Here is a 17,132-nt window from a genome sequence, read left to right as displayed (position 1 = left end):
GCTTTTGCCTTCAGAGCGGCTTTGCGAAAAAATCAGGCGGCGTTGCGGTTGCAGGCTTCCGCGTGCGGGTCATAGGCCTCGACCATGCTGCGCGCTCTCAAGAGGTTCTCGGCGCTCAACACGCCCTTCGTCTCGCCCCAGGCGACAGGTTCGCGCGCGATGAGAAGCGTCTCGGGAAAGACGCGTCGAACCACATCGAGATCGTGCAGCACGGCGACGACAGTGCGCTTCTCGTGGTGCCAGCGCCGAACGAGGCCGAGCAGGTCGGAAGTCGTCTTCTCGTCGATGGCGGTGAAAGGTTCGTCGAGGAGAATAACGGGCGCGTCCTGAATCAGAAGGCGCGCGAACAGGGCACGCTGCATCTGGCCGCCCGAGAGGGTGGAGATCGGACGGCGCTCGAAACCGATGAGGCCGACGGCGGAAAGAGCTTCCTCGATCTTCGTCCTGTTTTTCGCGCCGATCCCGCCGAAGAGGCCGGTGCGGAACCACAGACCCATGGCGACGATGTCGTAGACGGAAACCGGGAAGGTGCGGTCGATATCGGCGGCCTGCGGCAGATAGGCGATGCGGCTGCGCGCATCCATCGACACGTCGATGCGGCCACCCAAGGGGCGAAGTGTTCCCACAATGCCTTTCAACAGGGTCGATTTGCCGGCCCCGTTCGGGCCGACAATGGCCATGAGACTGCCGGAGGCGATCTCACCGCTCAAATGATGAACGGCGGGGCGACGGTCATAGCCAAGGGTCAGTCCGTCGAAGCGGATCGCTGTCTTGCTCATGGTGTCCTCAACCGAGAACCGTAAAGACGAGCGCCCATAAAACACCCAAGGCCAAGGCGACCCCGATCAGCCGTTGCCCGACTGAGAGCCGCAGCAGCGAAAAGGTCGGCGCCATCGCCACCGCGCGGGGCGGGTGGGCGTGAGCGTGGAAGTGATGGTGGTGCCCGTCATGTGACATGGCACCTTCAATATTACGAAACCGGAGGGGCGTACAGTATTTTATACGCACCTCATGATTGTATTTTTAAGGTTGGCTTTTCAACGTCAGGCTGTCGAATGGTATTGGTAGAGCCAGGTCTCGCTCAACACTTCCTCGCCATTGCGCAGGAAGCAGCGCAATTCCACCGGCTCCGAACCTATCGCGGTCAAGTCGAACTGAGTCCGCCAGTGGCCGGGCACGTCGTCCGGTACGGCTTCGGTGAGGATGTTCGAGAACTCGCCGCGCGAGGAGGTGAGAACCGGACGTGGGATGACGCCTGCTGGAAGCCGCATCAGGGGCTCGCCCAGGAACTCCACCATGAACTTACGGATACCCTTGGGGCGGGATGTCCCGGCCTGTCCGCCATTGCCGAAGCGGGTGGCGACGCAGCGCGCCAACGGGGTGGGATAAGGCTCCTCCGCCGACCAGTGCATGCGATAGCGGAACTCGAAGTTCTGTCCGGCCCGTGCCGATTCGGTGGGAACCCACATGGCGACGATGTTGTCGTGGATCTCGTCGTCGGTGGGAATTTCGACGAGCTGGATCGAGCCCTTGCCCCAGCCGCCCTGCGGTTCGATCCAGAGGGACGGACGGCGGTCGTAATAGACGCCGTCGAGATAGTGATCGAAGATCCGGTCGCGCTGGAGAAGGCCGAAACCCTTCGGGTTCTGGTCGCCGAAAGCCGAAGTGATGATGCGCGGAGGGTTGTTGAGAGGCCGCCAGATCCGCTCGCCGGAGCCGGTCCACATGGCAAGACCATCGGAATCGTGAATCTCCGGACGCCAGTCGATGGCGGTAGGCTTGGCGGTTTCCGAGAACCAGTACATGGAGGTCAGCGGCGCGATGCCGAGGCGGTTGACGTCCTTGCGCAGGAAAACCGCGCACTCGATATCCATGATTACCGCCGCGGCGCGCTGCATCACGAAACGATAGGCGCCTGTGACGCTCGGGCCGTCGAGCAGCGCGTAGACAGTCACCTTGTCCGAGCCCGCCTGTGGTGTGTCGAAATAGATATTCGTGAAATCCGGGAATTCCTCGTTCTTCCCGAAGACCGCCACATCGACCGCTAGGCCGCGGGCCGAGAGGCCGTATTGATAGAGTTGGCCGATAGCGCGGAAATAGGATGCACCGAGGAAGGCGACCCAATCGTTCTTGCGCCAATCGAGCTTGCCGTCCCGGGGCTCCTGGAAGCGGAAACCGGCAAAGCCGGAATTTTCAGGAAGCTTGCGGGCAGGCGAGTCCGTCGGCATGTCGAAATAGCCGGCTTCATAGAGGATCTCGCGGGCCTGCCCCTTCTCCACCACGTGCATGCGCACCGGCTTCTGGAAATAGCGGCCCATATGGAAGAAGGTGACCGGGAATTCGCTCGGCCCCTTGGCCCAGAGCGCAAGGTCCGTCTTGAACTTGATCTTGCCGTGGGCATCGTAGTCGATCTGGTTCAGGATCTCCGGGGAGGGGCTGACGGGCGCGACATAAGCGCTTCCGGCCATCTCCTGGGCGCGCTTCTTCAAGGCGTCGAAGGAGAACGCCGATGAAGCGGCGAGCTTCAGACCCTGCTGCGCCATAGCCGGGACCGGAAAGCCTGCGGCGGCGAGGCTGGCCGTGGCCGTTGCGAACTGAAGAAACTGACGACGATCGAACATAAATTATACTTGAGCCCCTGAAGCACGATCCGGTGAAGCGAATGCTGTTTCCGAAAAATCATGCGCGTTATCAAGACCTTAAGTCAGACAAACGGTCTTTTGGGACCCTCGGTGAGACTCAAGAGGACTAATCCTACCAAGGTGGCAGGATTGCGATCCTCATAACCTCTTGAGAAATCCCCGTCAGCCGTCAAACTGCAATCAATCACAGGCGCGATGCGCCGTTGGAGGGAGTAACGCCATGTTTCGAACCTTTACACGCCGCCTTTTGGGGGGCGCAGTCGCCATTGCTCTTGTCGGCGTGAGCCTGCCGGCTCAGGCTCAGGACTTCATCAATATCCTCACGGGCGGCACGTCGGGCGTCTATTATCCACTGGGCGTTGCTCTCTCCAAGGTCTTTACCGAGAAAGTGCCGGGCAGCCGCCCCTCGGTTCAAGCCACCAAGGCCTCGGTCGAGAACCTGAACCTGCTCCAGCAGGGCAAAGGCGAGATCGGCTTCACACTTGGCGATAGCCTCGCGCTTGGCTGGGCCGGAGATGAGGAAGCGGGCTTTCGCGGCAAGCTCGACAAGCTGCGCGGTGTGACCGCGATCTACCCCAACTACATCCAGATTGTGGCCTCGAAGGATTCCGGCATCAAGACGCTGGCCGATCTGAAAGGAAAGCGCCTTTCCGTCGGCGCTCCGAAATCCGGCACCGAGCTGAATGCCCGCGCGATCCTGCAAGGGGCGGGGCTTTCTTACAAGGATCTCGGCAAGGTCGAGTATCTGCCCTTCGGCGAGTCGGTCGAGCTGATGAAGAACCGCCAGCTCGACGCGACCCTGCAATCGGCGGGCCTCGGCGTTTCGTCCATCCGCGATCTCGCGACATCGGCCCCGATCGTGGTCGTCGAAATTCCGAGCGCGGTCCTGGAGAAAGTCGGCACGCCTTATGTGAAGGCTACGATTCCGGCCAATACTTATGAAGGCCAGACAGCGCCTGTGCAGACGGCGGCCGTCGTCAACTATCTCGTCACCCATTCGGGGATGAAAGACGAGGCGGTCTATCAGATGACGAAGGCGATCTATGAAAGCCTTCCCGATCTCGTCGCGGCGCATTCGGCGGCACGGGACATCAAGCTGGAGAGCGCGCTCGAAGGCATGCCGATCCCGATGCATCCAGGTGCGGAGCGCTATTTCAAGGAAAAGGGCGTGAAGAAATCCGGCTCGTGATCTCCTGACGCCATCGACAAAGCAAGCCGGGCGCCCAATCGGCCCCGGCTTTTCTGTGACGAAGAAAAACAATTCACCGGGAGTGAGCCATGAGCGGGAATGTGAAAACGTCGGAAGTCGCTGAAATGGAAGCGCCGCCCGCGGAAAATCCTGAGCATGGATTGCCGGAGAATTTCGGCGAAGGTCTGCTTGGTCGGGTGCTGTTCTGGATCGCGGTTTCGTTCTCGATCTTCCAGGTCGTGACGTCCTTCGGTATCCCTTTGGATAGCCCTTTGCTTGGCATTGTGACCACGATCCACATTCTCGCGGTTGCACTCGTCACGTGGGCCGGATGGCTCATTCTGCAGCGTGTGCGCGGTGCTGCGATCATGAACGGCGTCATGGCGTGGGTCGCGGTCGTTGTCGCCTTTGGCCTGATCGTTAAATTCGGCGGTAGCCTGCCGAGCCAGGTGGTGCGCGCGCTGCATGTGGGTTTCCTCTGTCTCGTCGCCGGAGCGATGATCGGGAACCACCGCGCAACGACATCGGTGACGCGGTTTCTGGGTTGGGGAATAGGTCTCGCGGGCTTTGCCGTCGGGCTTTATCAATGGGCGCTCTATAATGATCTCGTAAGTCGTGCGGGCGAATTGACATCGTCCGATCTCGTGACCGGCATCGCCGCTCTCGTCATTCTGATTTATCTCGTCTTCCGGGTCATGGGCGCGGCGCTTCCCATCGTCGCCGGGCTGTTTCTGGCCTATTGCCTTCTCGGGCATCTGTTGCCCGCCCCGCTCGATCATCGCGGCTATTCGCTCGATCAGGTCATCGAACATATGTCGTTCGGCACGGAGGGCATCTACGCGGTGCCGACGTTGGTTTCGGCGACCTACATCTTTCTGTTCATCCTGTTCGGCGCCTTCATGGAAAAGGCTGGCGTCATCGATTTCTTCAACGACATCTCGATGGCGGTGTTCGGCGACAAGCAGGGCGGCCCCGGCAAAGTCTGTGTGGCGTCCTCCGCGTTGATGGGCACCGTCTCCGGTTCGGGCGTCGCCAATGTCGTCGCATCGGGCCAGTTCACGATTCCATTGATGAAGCGCTTCGGATTTTCCTCCGCGTTCGCCGGAGGTGTCGAAGCAACGTCGTCCATGGGCGGACAGATCATGCCTCCGGTCATGGGCGCAGTTGCCTTCATCATGGCGGAGACCATCGACGTGCCTTATGCGAAAATCGTCGAGGCGGCGATCATCCCGGCTATTCTCTATTTCGTCGCGTGCTATCTCGCCGTGCACCTCGAGGCGGGGAAACTCAATCTACATGGCTTGTCGAAAGATCAATTGCCGAAGGCCTGGACGGAGCTGAAGAAGAACTGGTTCCTGATCACGCCGCTCGCGGTTCTGGTCTGTCTGTTGTTCGCGGGCTACACGCCGCTTTTCGCCGGTGCGGTCGGTCTCTCTCTCACCGTTGCCCTGATCCTCGGCACCGCCATTGTCGCGGGTCTCGCCATGCCGGCTTTGCGGGTCGCCTTCTGGATCGGACTTGCCTTGATTTCGGCGGCGTCGCTCGCGGCGAGCGTGACGCTCGTCATCGTCGTCGTCGCCATCCTCTCGGTGTGGAACGTTTTCTCGGGGCGTGGGCGCACGACGTTGAAGGATTGCGTCGACGCACTGGCCGATGGCGCGCGTCAGGCACTGCCAGTCGGCCTTGCCTGCGCGGTGGTCGGCATCGTGATCGGGACCATGACGCTGACCGGGCTCGGCACTATCGTCGGGAACTGGATGATCTCCATCGGCAAGGACAATCTTTTCCTCGCCCTCGTCCTGACCATGGTATTCAGCCTAATCCTCGGCATGGGCATCCCGACCATCCCGAACTACATCATCACCTCGTCGCTGGCGGCGCCTATCCTGCTCAAACTCGATGTCCCGCTTATCGTCTCGCACATGTTCGTGTTCTATTTCGGCATCATGGCGGACCTGACGCCGCCGGTGGCGCTCGCCGCTTTTGCAGCCGCGCCGATGGCGAAGGAATCGGGACTCAAGATCGGCGTTCAGGCGGTCAAGATAGCGCTACCGGGATTCATCGTGCCTTACATGGCGGTGTACGATCCGGCCCTGATGCTGCAACCGGTTCCCGGTCTTCAGGGCGGGGCTTATTGGTTCGCCGTCGCCTATATCGTGATCAAGGCCTGCCTTGCGCTCGGGTTGTGGGGCGTTGCGGCCGTCGGTTATTTCCGCGCGGCGCTTGCGTGGTGGGAGCGCCTTTGGGCAGCGGGTGCGGCGGCCCTGCTCGTCCTGGCACTGCCGGTTACCGACGAAATCGGTTTCGTCCTATCGGTGGGTTTCATCGGCTTTCACCTGTGGCGCACACGGCAGGCTTCGCCGGTCGCGGAGAGCCGATGATCTGCCTTTTGGCAGGCTCCAAACTCATGCCGCTGATGGCGGGCGCCATGACTCTCGCCTGGACGCATTCCGTCGAGAAAGTTCTCTGGGAGGAGGATTGGAGGCAAGGCCCGGCCGGCCTTGAACTCGTCGAGGCGCGCGTGCGCGGTTCCGGAGCAGGAATGGAGCCGCCCCCGGAGGCGCGGTTCAAAAGAGGGGTCTGGTCCTGGCAACCTAAAGTGCCGCCTCAGCGGGAGGTCGTCCTACGGCGCTCGGGCGCGACGGCGGATTGGCGTGTGTGCATTGCCGGGCAATGCCATCCCATGTCCGACTATGTTCCGGCCGATGCCGATCCGGTTGTCATGAAAGCTTGCGACGCGCCTTAGAGCATGATCAGAACAAGTGGAACCCGGTTGTTCGCCCGGATCATGCGTATCGAAAGAATCGAGAGTTTGATCCTGTTTCAATCTGAACCGATCAAACTCTAGGCGCGCTCGGTCAGGGGCTCGATGGTGACGCAGTGGCGCCACAGGGCCACGAGAGCATAGAGCGCGACCAGGCTGAAAAGGCCCATCAGGACGTAGCCGACGATAGGCCCGAGATCGAACAGGCCCGCGAGCGCCCAGCCGCCGGAGAGGGCGACGCCGAAGACCTCCGTGCCGATCAGGATCATGATGCTCACGACGGTCAACACATTGCGCCAGTTGGTGCGGGTCGGCTTGGACAAGGTCGAGACTCCCTTTTCGTGAGGTGAGGAACTACCCCAAACCCTGCCTTCCACGCAAGTTCCGAGGTTAAGACGCTCAGCTTGCGATAGCGGAACTCATGAATCCGAACAGAAGGCTCAGGCCCAGAACCAGCACAAAGGCGGCAGCCAGAAGCTCGATCCCGGCCATCGTAAGTGCCCCGGTGACGCCGCGTCCGCCGGCCACTTTCAGTGCAAGGGATTTCGCAAAAACTGCGAGAGCCGCGATGGCGCCCGTCGTCAAAGCGGTGCCGAGGGCCATGGCGAAGGTTGAAGCGATACCGGCGGCAAAAACCCCCTGCGACAATGCGAAGACGAGGACGATGAGTGCCCCCGCGCAGGGGCGTATGCCCGCTGCCAAGGAGACCCCGGCCATTTCCCGCCATTTCGTCAAACGGTCGAAGGATTCCGGTGGGGGCAGGTGGACGTGGTCGCAAGACTCCTCCTGGGCCGTGGCAAGGGGATTGCGGGCGAGTGCCACGACGCCAAGCACCTTGCCTGCCTTCCGCCATGTGATCAGCCCGCCCATCAGGGCGACGACAGCAAAGCTCGCCATTTCGACCTGCGCCGTGAGGGCGTTCATCGTTGCGGCGGTTGCCTTCAGGATGAGCGCCACGATGGAAACGATCAGAATGGCGACAAGCGCCTGGATCAGCGCGGCGGCGAGGCTCAAGGTGAAGCCTTTGCGCAGCGCTTTCTGATCGGCGATCAGATAGGCGGAAATCACCGCCTTGCCGTGGCCGGGGCCTGCCGCGTGAAATACGCCATAGGCGAAGCCGACCAAAAGGAGCGACCAGAGCGCAGCGCCGTTCTCCTTCAACTCGCGCACGGAGGCCTGAAGGCTTTTGTAGAAACCAGCCTGGATGGACAAAATATAGCTGCCGAGGGCACCTGACGGAGCAGCCTCGCGCACGCCGACTCCGAACGGGTTCTTGACCGGAGGTGGCGCTGCCGGGGCGAGCCACCATACGAAAAGCGCGACGATACCAGCGATGAAGGCTGTCGCGGCGACTGCGAGGACGACGCGCTGCCAGAAGCGGCCTCTCACAGTTTGAACAACGCCAAGCGGTTCAGCTGTTACGGACATGCGAGGATCGCCTTGTTGGAATATTGCGCGCCGAAATTGGCGTTCGCCGGATTGGTGAACATGTCCTCCGACATGGCCTGCTGGTCGGCCATGTCGAACCCCTTGGCCCGCGTCACGGTGATCGAGCAACCCTGAGGGGCGCCCACCATCTTGATGGCATCGCGTGTATTGGCGAGCTCGAAGGTGACGAAAAAGGACGGATCGTTGATATCGAGCGCGACTGCGCCTCCTCCCGGAATGGGGGTCTTCAGCGGCAAGAAAAACGTCAGGAGGACTTTGCCGCCTTCAAAAACCATCGCAGGGTCACGCGGAGCATCGAAAGCCTGCTTCCTCCCGTTCGCCTTCATCACCGTGAAATAATCGAAATCCACCAGCGATTCGGTGTTTTCCTTGGCGAGGTCCTGCAACTCGTCGGGCGTGATTTTACCGTCGTTGTTCTTGTCGAGGCCCTGCGTAACATAGGCTGAGTAGGCTTCATCGAAAGCCCAGGAATGGCGGATGCCGGTCGCCTTGCCGTCCACGAACACCACTTCCGCTCTGGCTGTGATCCAGACATGGGGATGCGCGACGGCTGGAAGGGAGAAAACACTCAAGGCCGCGATCAGGACGGCTTTGAGACCATTGCGACGGTTCATGCGTTTGTCCCCAATGGTGAGGCTTGCCGAGAGAGCGTTGCCAGTCAGGCTTGGACCTCAACTCAGCGAGGCTTGCAAGCGAAACGCGGCGAAAGGGAGGCACTTGATTGACGGGCCTGTCTCTATATGTCAGCATTACTGACTTAAATAGAACAGAACAAAAAAGACCGGAACACCGGCTGTTTCTGAGGGGATCACAGGAGGAAACGGGCAATGGCCGCAGGTCATATCGCTCTCCGGGACGTATCGCTCGACGATAAATACGACCTCACGAAGGATCGCGTTTTTGTCACCGGCACGCAGGCCATCGTTCGATTGTTGTTGATGCAGCGGGAGCGGGACAGGCTCGCCGGGCTCAATACTGCCGGCTTCGTTTCCGGATATCGCGGCTCCCCCATCGCCGGACTCGATCTCAACCTCTGGCGAGCGAAACATTGGTTGAAAGATGAACAGATCGTCTTCCAGCCCGGTCTCAACGAGGAACTGGCGGCGACCGCTGTCTGGGGCACGCAGCAGGCCGAACTCCACGGCGACGGCAAATACGATGGCGTGTTCGGCATGTGGTACGGCAAGGGCCCTGGCGTCGACCGCTCGGGCGATGTCTTCCGCCACGCCAACATGGCCGGAACATCCCAACACGGTGGCGTATTGGCCCTCATGGGCGATGATCACACGGCGGAATCTTCCACCGTCGCCCACCAATCCGAATTCCACTTCCTCGATGTGATGATCCCGATCCTGAACCCCGCGGGCGTTCAAGAGATTCTCGATTACGGGCTCTACGGTTATGCCATGAGCCGCTTCTGCGGCACGTGGGTCGCGTTCAAATGCGTGAAGGAAAACATTGAATCGACGGCCTCAGTCGACGGCTCGTTGGATCGCGTGAAGATCATCATGCCTGATGACTTCATCATGCCGCCGGGCGGCCTCAACATCCGCAATCATGACGGCGTGCTGGAGCAGGAGGCCCGGCTTCAGGATTACAAGCGCGATGCGATGATGGCGTTCGTGCGCGCCAACAATCTCAACCGCATCATTCTCTCGGGCGGACGCACGCCGAAGATCGGCGTGATTACCGTCGGAAAATCTTATCTCGATGTGCGGCAGGCCATGGACGAACTCGGCCTAGACGAGGTGAAGGCCAACGACATGGGCCTGCGGCTGTACAAGGTCGCCTGTCCCTGGCCGATCTCGCAGCGCGAATTGCTCGCCTTCGCGGAAGGCCTCGACATGATCATCGTCGTCGAGGAAAAGCGCTCGCTCATCGAAGTGCAGGTGCGCGAGGAGCTTTACGGCTCCGCGAACCAGCCGGTCTGCATCGGAAAGAAGGATGAGAGCGGCAATTGGCTGTTCCCGGTCAAAGGGGCGCTCGATCCGAACGACATCGCCATCGTCATCGGCGAACGATTGTTGAAGTATCACCGCAACGACGATCTCGCCGGTCGTGTCGCGCGCCTGAAGGAAGCGCAGGCCGTTCTCGCCGCGACCACCGACATCGCGACGCGCACGCCGCATTTCTGCTCGGGCTGTCCGCACAACACATCGACGAAAGTGCCTGAAGGCATGCGCGCCTATGCGGGCATAGGCTGCCACTACATGGTGCAGTGGATGGACCGCGCGACGGAAGGCTTCACGCAGATGGGCGGCGAGGGCGCGAACTGGGTCGGCGAAGCGCCGTTCTCCAAGCGCGATCACGTCTTCCAGAATCTCGGTGACGGTACCTACAATCATTCGGGCGTGCTGGCGCTGCGATGGGCTGTCGATACCAAGACCAACATGACCTACAAGATCCTGTTCAACGACGCAGTCGCCATGACCGGCGGTCAGCCGCATGAGGGCGGATTGACGGTCGACATGATCGCGCGACAGGTGCGCGACGAAGGCGTCGAGCGCATCGCCCTCGTCACCGACGAGCCGGACAAATATCCCAAGACCATTCAATGGCCGTCCGGCATGACGATTCATCATCGCGACGATCTCGACGCGGTGCAGCGCGAACTCGCCACGATCCCCGGCGTGACGGTGATGATCTACGATCAGACCTGCGCCGCCGAAAAGCGCCGCCGCCGCAAGCGCGGTGCTTATCCCGATCCCGACAAACGCGTGATCATCAACGATCTCGTCTGCGAGGCGTGTGGCGATTGCTCCGTGCAATCGAACTGCGTTGCCGTGCAGCCGGTCGAAACGGAGTTCGGTCGCAAGCGTCAGATCGATCAATCGAACTGCAATAAGGATTTCTCCTGCGTCAATGGCTTCTGTCCGTCCTTCGTCACGGTGCACGGCGCCAAGATGAAGAAGGCGTTGCCGGCAACGGGAGTGACCGACGGCATCAACCTGAGGCCCTTGCCCGATCCGGTTCTTCCGCCCATCGATCTCACCTTCAACGTCATCGTGACAGGTATCGGTGGTACGGGCGTCGTCACCATCGGTGCGATCCTCGGCATGGCGGCGCATCTCGAAGGCAAGGGCCTCGGGATGATCGACATGGCGGGTCTCGCGCAGAAGGGCGGCGCGGTCTACAGCCACGTGCGCCTCGCCAATCATCAAGACGACATCCACGCCATTCGGGTCGCTGCCGGTGCGGCGCATCTGGTGCTCGGCTGCGATCTCGTCGTGACCGGCACCAAGAAGGTGCTGGCGTCCGTGCAGAAGGGCCAGACGGCTCTTGTGGTCAATACCGCGGAAGTGATGCCGGGCGAGTTCACGCGCAATGCCGACTTCTCGCTGCCTGCCGAGCGCCTCAAACGCGCTATCGCGACGTCGGCGGGGCCTGATGACGTGGCTTTCGTCGACGCGACCGCCATTGCCACCAAGATCCTCGGTAATGCGATTGCGGCCAACATGTTCATGCTGGGCTACGCCTATCAGACCGGACACGTGCCGCTGACGGCAGCTTCCATCGAGAAGGCTATCGAACTCAATGGCGAAGCGGTGAAAATGAATCTGGCCGCCTTCAATTGGGGCCGCCGCGCTGCGGCGGAGCCGGAGATCGTGGCGCAGATCATGACCGATCTGAAAGCGCCGACAGACGAACTCACGGTCTCGAGCACGCTCGACGAGGCTATTGAACGTCGCGTGAGTTTCCTCGAAAGCTATCAGAGCCGTTCCTATGGAAGGCGCTATCGCAAAGCCGTGGAGCGCGTGCGCGCGGCGGAAACCGCGATGCTTGTGTCCTCGACCGCGCTCACCGATGCGGTGGCGCGCTCGCTCTTCAAGCTCATGGCCTACAAGGATGAATATGAGGTGGCGCGCCTCTATACCGATGGGCATTTCGAACGCCTCGTGTCCTCGACCTTCGAAGGTGACAATCTGCGTTACGAATTCCATCTCGCGCCGCCGGTCTTCACCCGTAAGGACCCGGTGACCGGGGTGCCGCGCAAGATGAGCTTCGGACCGCGCATGATGACGGCGTTCAAGATCCTGGCGCGGTTCAAAATTCTACGCGGAACGCCGCTCGATGTCTTCGGTTACACTCACGAGCGTAGGACCGAGCGGCAGTTGATCGGCGATTTCGAAGCTTTGATCGATGATTTGGTCGCGCACCTCACCCCCGAGAAGCATGCCCTCGCCATTGAAATCGCCAACATCCCGCAGAAAATACGGGGCTATGGTCACATCAAGGAGCGGAACCTGAAAAACGCGAAGGCGGAGGAGGCGGCGCTTCTGGCAAAATGGCGCTCCAACGAGCCGCCGATGGCGATTGCCGCGGAGTAGCGAAATCTGTCATTCCGGGTTCCGCTGCCGCGGCCCCGGAATGACGGTGGAGGGCTCCTAGTCCAATCGCCAATCGATGGGCGTCATTCCCTTTTCCGCCAGCCAATCATTCGCTCGACTGAAAGGTTTTGAACCCCGGAAGTCGCGCAGCCTATTGAGCGGGGAGGGGTGGCCACATTCGATGACGAGATGCTTCGTCCTGTCGATGAGTTCGGCGCGTTTTCGCGCCGGGCCGCCCCAGAGCAGGAACACGACGGCGGGGCGCTCGCGGGAAATGGTGCCGACAGCGTCGTCAGTGAGCGCCGACCAGCCGAATTTGAGATGCGCTCCTGCCTTGCCTGCCTCCACCGTCAGAGCGGTGTTGAGGAGAAGAACGCCTTGTCTCGCCCAGGGCGTCAGATCCCCGGATCGTGGCATGGGAGCGCCGGTCTCTTCAGCCATTTCGGCAAGAATGGTTTTCAGCGAGGCGGGCAGGCGGCGTTTACCATGATAGGAGAAGGCGAGCCCGTGAGCGTCTCCCGGCGTCGGGTAGGGGTCCTGGCCGAGAATGATGACCTTCACCTGATCGAGCGGCGTCGTGACGAGCGCATTGAAGATATCGCCGGCGGGCGGAAGGACTTGAGCGCCCGCCGCCATACGCTCGTCGACCCGTCGCGCCACGGCATCGGCGGCATGTCCTGAGAAAAAGGGCAGTTCTTGCCATCCAAGCGCCTGGGGCTTGCCCCGAAAGTCGGCAAGAGCCTGCTCGATGGGTCCTCTCATCGATTCTCTTTCTTTGTAAAAAGTGCCTTGGACCCCACCCGTATCAGGTCTCCCGGCAGCTTGCACAGCAGATAGGCGATGCTGCGGCGAGCCAGCTCTTGGTGCACCAGGTGATCGAGTATGTGCCCAAGGTCGAAGACCGCGGCGTTCTGCGCGGGTCGTCTATTCCGAGCTCATCCAAGTTCCACTCCGGCCCCCCGTCTTGTCGAAAGGCGGGGGGCTTTTAGTTTGATAGGGGATTTTGCCCTGGATCCGATCGAACAAAAGGGGCACGAATTGACGGAACCGCTCGTCAACGGCCACGTTAGGGTGCTGTTTGGCCGCCTTGTGGTTCTGGTCTGAACCATTACTGTGTGCCAGTGACCCGCAATCCGGAGAACCAGAGCGACATTGCAATTCCAGCCCTCCACGCGCGCGTTCAAATCCACCCTCTCGCAAAAGCAGCGGAGACGCTCGCTGACGCGAGGCCGGATCGCTTTGATCATGGGCCTGTTCGGCGTCGCCTTTATTGCCATCACTTTCGGCTATATCGCGTGGGAACAACGGGATCGTCTGCTGCAGCAGATTGAGGACAACACACGAAGCAATGCCTTCTTCCTCGCGGACCACGCATCCCGCCTCTTCGAGGTGTCGGATCTCGCGTTACAAAAAACCGCGACCCTGATCGAAGAACAGAACTGGAATACGATCGGATCCTCTCATGCTTTGTGGGACGAGGTGCGCGCGATCAAGGGCACGTTGCCCTATATCGAGGATATCTGGCTCAACGATTCCGATGGCCTCCTTCGCATGACGACGGCGGAGTTCCCAGCGCCGTTTTCCAGTGCCGTCGAGCGCGACATCTTCATTGCCCAGAAAAATCCCTCGACCGGTCTTTTCGTCGGTGCGCCCATCATCGGCAGTGTCACGCGACGTCCGACATTCCTCGCAAGTCGTCGGCTCGAGTTTCCCGACGGTTCGTTTCGCGGCATCATGTCGGTGACGGCGTCGCTCGCCTATTTCAACACGCATTGGAGCGAGCTTCGATTGCCGAAAGGTGGCCAGGTCACCTTGTTTCGCGCCTCCGATACCGCCGTTCTCGCACAGTTTCCACCGCCCGCTGACGGCATTTCCTTCATGCCGCTCGAGAAGGACGGATTTGCGAATGCCGCAGCGCGGAATCCGCGCTTCGGCACCTTTGTCTATAAGGCCGCCGGCGAAGAACGTATCGGGTCCTACCATAAGGTTGGCGTCTTTCCCCTGTATGTTCAGGTGAGCGCGCCACGCCAAGCATATTGGGCGCCGTGGGTCGCGCAGACACGCTTGTATGGGGTGTTTGCCCTGGTCGCGCTGCTCGCGCTCATTGCCCTTACCGCCTTTGCCTCGCAGCAATTCCGCGAGCAAGCGCAGAACGCGGCCCTCCTGGAGCAGGACGTGGCATTGCGAACGAGTGAATTGCAGGCGGAAACAACAGCTCTCGAAATCCTCAATCGGACAGTTTCGTCTCTTGCCGCCGAACTCGACATCGAGCGCATCGTCCAGAAGGTGATCGATGCCGGCGTCGAATTGACCGGCGCACAGTTCGGCTCGTTTTTCTACCGGGGTGAGAACGATCCGCCGGAATGCTTTACGCTCTATGCCCTCGCAGGGGCATCGCGAGGGGCCTTCAACGCCGCGTCTGCGGGTTATAGCGCCAAGGTTTTCGAACCACGCTTTTCGCGTGAAAAAGTGGTGCGCTCCGACGACATCACCTTCGATTCACGCTTTGGACCCAACGCACCCTACACGGGGACGCCCGATTGGGGGCGGCCGGTGCGTAGTTATCTTGCGGTTCCGGTTGTTTCCCGCACGGGAGAAGTTCACGGTGCGCTTTTGTTCGGGCACGGAAAAGCCGGTGTATTCACCGAGCGCACGGAGCGTTTGATGGTCGGTCTCGCGGGTCAGGCAGCAATCGCTCTCGACAACGGTCATCTCTATCGGGCCGCTCAGCACGAAATCAATGAACGCAAGCACGCTCAGGCGCAGCAATCGCTGCTCATTCGCGAACTGCATCATCGCGTCAAGAACACCCTCGCGACGGTGCAGGCGGTTGTCGGAGCAACTGCTCGCGCGACGTCCAATGTGGACGAGTTCTATCAAGCGTTCGTCGGGCGTATCATCTCGCTTGCCAATACGCATTCGCTTCTTACCGAAGCGCTCTGGCAGACGGCCTCTTTGCGCGAGCTGATGGAAAAGGAGTTGAGCCCCTACAACGACGACACGGGCGCGCGCGTTCTGATTGAGGGGACACCCGTCGAATTGCCGTCGGATGCCGCTGTCCCGATTGGCATGGCGATCCATGAGTTGACCACCAATGCCGCTAAATATGGGGCACTTTCGGTGAGCACGGGCCGTGTTGCGGTCAACTGGACGACTGATCCCGATATCGAGGGTGAGCGTCTTCGGCTCGAATGGCGCGAAACGGGCGGCCCCAAGGTCTCGCGTCCCAAACGGCAGGGTTTCGGCTCACGCCTGTTGCACAGGGTCCTGACGACGCAATTGAATGCCCATGTGGAAACGAATTACGACCCAGGTGGCCTGCATGTCACCATCGATGCTCTTTTGAAGAAGAGCGAGCCGCTCGGTTCCGTCCACTGAGAGAAATTTCCTCGGCAGTGACCTTTCGGCCTGTTGGCGCTTTCCGCAGAAACGCCTATCTAGAGCATGATCAGAACAAGTGGAAACCGGCTGTTCGCCCGGATCATGCGAGCTTAAAAGAATCGAGAGTTTGATCCTGTTTCAATCTGAAACGATCAAACTCTAGTGCTCGAACGTGGGAAACCGTTCCATAAAGAGCGTTTCAAAACAAAGACTTGTTATAGCAACGCTGCGCGACCGCACTTTCGGCCGCGTGGTGCGGGGAGCTTTCTTGAATGAATGAGCGGATCGATCCAGTTCAGATGAACGCGCCGGATGCCAAGCCGACCGATCATCCTTCGATGAAGGTCGGGCGAATCGGGGTTCTGCTCCTTAATCTCGGGACGCCCGAGGCCACCGATTACTGGTCGATGCGGCGCTATCTCAAGGAATTTCTCTCCGACAGGCGCGTCATCGAAACGCCCCGGCTTCTGTGGTGGCCGATCCTCAATCTCATTATTCTCACCACCCGTCCGGGACGGAAAGGCAAGGATTATGAGACGATCTGGAACAAGGAGCGCAACGAGGGGCCGCTGAAGACCATCACTCGCGCCCAGGCTGAAGATCTGACCCGTCATCTCGGCAAGATCGCCGGAGACCGCGTCGTCGTCGATTGGGCCATGCGCTACGGCAAGCCCGAAATTCGCCTGCGTATCCGGGCCCTTCTCGACCAGGGTTGCGACCGCATTCTGCTCGTGCCGCTCTACCCGCAATATGCGGCCGCGACCTCTGCCACGGTCTGCGATCACGCCTTCCGCGCTCTCATGGATATGCGCTGGCAGCCGAGTGTGCGCGTGTCGCCGCCCTATCACGATGATCCGGTCTATATCGACTCCGTGGTCTCCTCCATGAAACGCAATCTGGCGAAGCTGTCGTTCGAGCCCGAAATCATCCTCGTCTCGTTTCACGGGGTGCCGAAGGAATACCTCCTGAAGGGTGACCCTTATTATTGCCACTGCGTGAAGACGTGGCGTCTCATGCGCGAAGCCTTCGGTTGGTCGGCGGATCGCTTTCTCATGAGCTTCCAATCGCGCTTCGGGCCCGACGAATGGCTTCAGCCTTATACCGACAAGACGGTGGAGGCTCTTGCCGAGAGAGGCGTGAAGCGCTTGGCGATCGTCGCGCCGGGCTTCTCGGCCGATTGTCTCGAAACCCTGGAAGAGCTCGATGTGGAAAATCGCGAGATCTTCATGCATCACGGTGGTGAGCAATTCGCTTACCTGCCGTGTCTCAACGACAGTGAGGACGGGATGCGCGTAATCCGCCACATCGTCGAGAGGGAGCTACAGGGCTGGCTCTAGGTTGCGCTTGAAATGGCGCTGATCTTCCGACGAGATTCGCCA

At 60.5% G+C, this 17,132-nt stretch carries 13 protein-coding genes; 6 read left to right on the top strand and 7 right to left on the bottom strand.

Annotated elements, in window-relative coordinates:
* Nucleotides 1-32: 32 nt before the first annotated feature.
* The 3 genes from aztA to AB4072_RS16670 all read right to left on the bottom strand — a co-directional run bounded on the left by aztA (nt 33) and on the right by AB4072_RS16670 (nt 2,621).
* Nucleotides 33-779 (bottom strand): zinc ABC transporter ATP-binding protein AztA, encoded by a 747-nt coding sequence (aztA, locus tag AB4072_RS16680; RefSeq protein ID WP_441969783.1) that lies wholly within the window; start codon nt 777-779, stop codon nt 33-35.
* A 7-nt stretch (nt 780-786) separates the two neighbouring features.
* A complete protein-coding gene (locus AB4072_RS16675; RefSeq protein ID WP_441969781.1) occupies nt 787-957 on the bottom strand; it encodes a hypothetical protein in 171 nt (56 codons plus the stop codon).
* Nucleotides 958-1,043: 86 nt separating this feature from the next.
* Entirely contained in the window at nt 1,044-2,621 is a 1,578-nt protein-coding gene (locus AB4072_RS16670) for a glucan biosynthesis protein (protein WP_441969779.1), read from the bottom strand.
* 241 nt (nt 2,622-2,862) lie between these two features.
* Between AB4072_RS16670 and AB4072_RS16665 the strand changes: the two genes are divergently transcribed.
* From AB4072_RS16665 to AB4072_RS16655, 3 genes are all read left to right on the top strand, one after another.
* Nucleotides 2,863-3,831, top strand: coding sequence for a TAXI family TRAP transporter solute-binding subunit (locus AB4072_RS16665; RefSeq protein ID WP_441969777.1), 969 nt, complete (start codon nt 2,863-2,865; stop codon nt 3,829-3,831).
* 89 nt (nt 3,832-3,920) lie between these two features.
* Nucleotides 3,921-6,212, top strand: coding sequence for a TRAP transporter permease (locus tag AB4072_RS16660; protein WP_441969775.1), 2,292 nt, complete (start codon nt 3,921-3,923; stop codon nt 6,210-6,212).
* Nucleotides 6,209-6,577 carry a DUF1850 domain-containing protein gene (locus tag AB4072_RS16655; RefSeq protein WP_441969773.1) on the top strand — a complete coding sequence of 123 codons (369 nt, stop codon included), beginning with the start codon at nt 6,209-6,211 and terminating at the stop codon, nt 6,575-6,577. The genes AB4072_RS16660 and AB4072_RS16655 overlap by 4 nt, the downstream gene beginning before the upstream one ends.
* Before the next feature lie 98 nt (nt 6,578-6,675).
* Here AB4072_RS16655 and AB4072_RS16650 read toward each other — a convergent pair whose 3' ends face one another.
* The 3 genes from AB4072_RS16650 to AB4072_RS16640 all read right to left on the bottom strand — a co-directional run bounded on the left by AB4072_RS16650 (nt 6,676) and on the right by AB4072_RS16640 (nt 8,658).
* Nucleotides 6,676-6,864 (bottom strand): hypothetical protein, encoded by a 189-nt coding sequence (locus AB4072_RS16650; protein WP_441969826.1) that lies wholly within the window; start codon nt 6,862-6,864, stop codon nt 6,676-6,678.
* Between the two features lie 130 nt (nt 6,865-6,994).
* Nucleotides 6,995-8,023 (bottom strand): nickel/cobalt transporter, encoded by a 1,029-nt coding sequence (locus AB4072_RS16645; protein ID WP_441969771.1) that lies wholly within the window; start codon nt 8,021-8,023, stop codon nt 6,995-6,997.
* Complete coding sequence (locus tag AB4072_RS16640; RefSeq protein WP_441969770.1) at nt 8,014-8,658, bottom strand: DUF1007 family protein; 645 nt, start codon at nt 8,656-8,658, stop codon at nt 8,014-8,016. Before AB4072_RS16640 ends, AB4072_RS16645 begins: the two co-directional genes overlap by 10 nt.
* Before the next feature lie 213 nt (nt 8,659-8,871).
* Between AB4072_RS16640 and AB4072_RS16635 the strand changes: the two genes are divergently transcribed.
* Nucleotides 8,872-12,372, top strand: a complete 3,501-nt coding sequence (locus AB4072_RS16635) for an indolepyruvate ferredoxin oxidoreductase family protein (RefSeq protein WP_441969768.1) — start codon at nt 8,872-8,874, stop codon at nt 12,370-12,372.
* A gap of 57 nt (nt 12,373-12,429) precedes the next feature.
* Here AB4072_RS16635 and ung read toward each other — a convergent pair whose 3' ends face one another.
* Nucleotides 12,430-13,134, bottom strand: coding sequence for a uracil-DNA glycosylase (gene ung / locus AB4072_RS16630; RefSeq protein WP_441969766.1), 705 nt, complete (start codon nt 13,132-13,134; stop codon nt 12,430-12,432).
* A gap of 390 nt (nt 13,135-13,524) precedes the next feature.
* On the opposite strand from ung, the gene AB4072_RS16625 reads away from it, so the two are divergent.
* Both AB4072_RS16625 and hemH read left to right on the top strand, forming a co-directional pair.
* Complete coding sequence (locus tag AB4072_RS16625; protein ID WP_441969764.1) at nt 13,525-15,750, top strand: HWE histidine kinase domain-containing protein; 2,226 nt, start codon at nt 13,525-13,527, stop codon at nt 15,748-15,750.
* Nucleotides 15,751-16,025: 275 nt separating this feature from the next.
* Entirely contained in the window at nt 16,026-17,090 is a 1,065-nt protein-coding gene (gene hemH, locus AB4072_RS16620) for a ferrochelatase (RefSeq protein WP_441969762.1), read from the top strand.
* Nucleotides 17,091-17,132 lie beyond the last annotated feature (42 nt).

The sequence above is a fragment of the Microvirga sp. 2MCAF38 genome, from assembly GCF_052115485.1.
Taxonomy (GTDB): domain Bacteria; phylum Pseudomonadota; class Alphaproteobacteria; order Rhizobiales; family Beijerinckiaceae; genus Microvirga.
The sequence above is the reverse complement of the archived record's forward strand: the minus strand, read 5'-3'. Positions and strand labels throughout refer to the sequence as shown.

Excerpts from the sequence above, each read along its gene's own strand:
- ung (WP_441969766.1), bottom strand. The coding sequence starts at position 13,134 with ATGAGAGGACCCATCGAGCAGGCTCTTGCCGACTTTCGGGGCAAGCCC.
- AB4072_RS16635 (WP_441969768.1), top strand. The coding sequence starts at position 8,872 with ATGGCCGCAGGTCATATCGCTCTCCGGGACGTATCGCTCGACGATAAA.
- AB4072_RS16655 (WP_441969773.1), top strand. The coding sequence starts at position 6,209 with ATGATCTGCCTTTTGGCAGGCTCCAAACTCATGCCGCTGATGGCGGGC.
- hemH (WP_441969762.1), top strand. The coding sequence starts at position 16,026 with ATGAATGAGCGGATCGATCCAGTTCAGATGAACGCGCCGGATGCCAAG.
- AB4072_RS16640 (WP_441969770.1), bottom strand. The coding sequence starts at position 8,658 with ATGAACCGTCGCAATGGTCTCAAAGCCGTCCTGATCGCGGCCTTGAGT.
- AB4072_RS16650 (WP_441969826.1), bottom strand. The coding sequence starts at position 6,864 with ATGATCCTGATCGGCACGGAGGTCTTCGGCGTCGCCCTCTCCGGCGGC.
- AB4072_RS16645 (WP_441969771.1), bottom strand. The coding sequence starts at position 8,023 with ATGTCCGTAACAGCTGAACCGCTTGGCGTTGTTCAAACTGTGAGAGGC.
- aztA (WP_441969783.1), bottom strand. The coding sequence starts at position 779 with ATGAGCAAGACAGCGATCCGCTTCGACGGACTGACCCTTGGCTATGAC.
- AB4072_RS16665 (WP_441969777.1), top strand. The coding sequence starts at position 2,863 with ATGTTTCGAACCTTTACACGCCGCCTTTTGGGGGGCGCAGTCGCCATT.
- AB4072_RS16675 (WP_441969781.1), bottom strand. The coding sequence starts at position 957 with ATGTCACATGACGGGCACCACCATCACTTCCACGCTCACGCCCACCCG.
- AB4072_RS16670 (WP_441969779.1), bottom strand. The coding sequence starts at position 2,621 with ATGTTCGATCGTCGTCAGTTTCTTCAGTTCGCAACGGCCACGGCCAGC.
- AB4072_RS16660 (WP_441969775.1), top strand. The coding sequence starts at position 3,921 with ATGAGCGGGAATGTGAAAACGTCGGAAGTCGCTGAAATGGAAGCGCCG.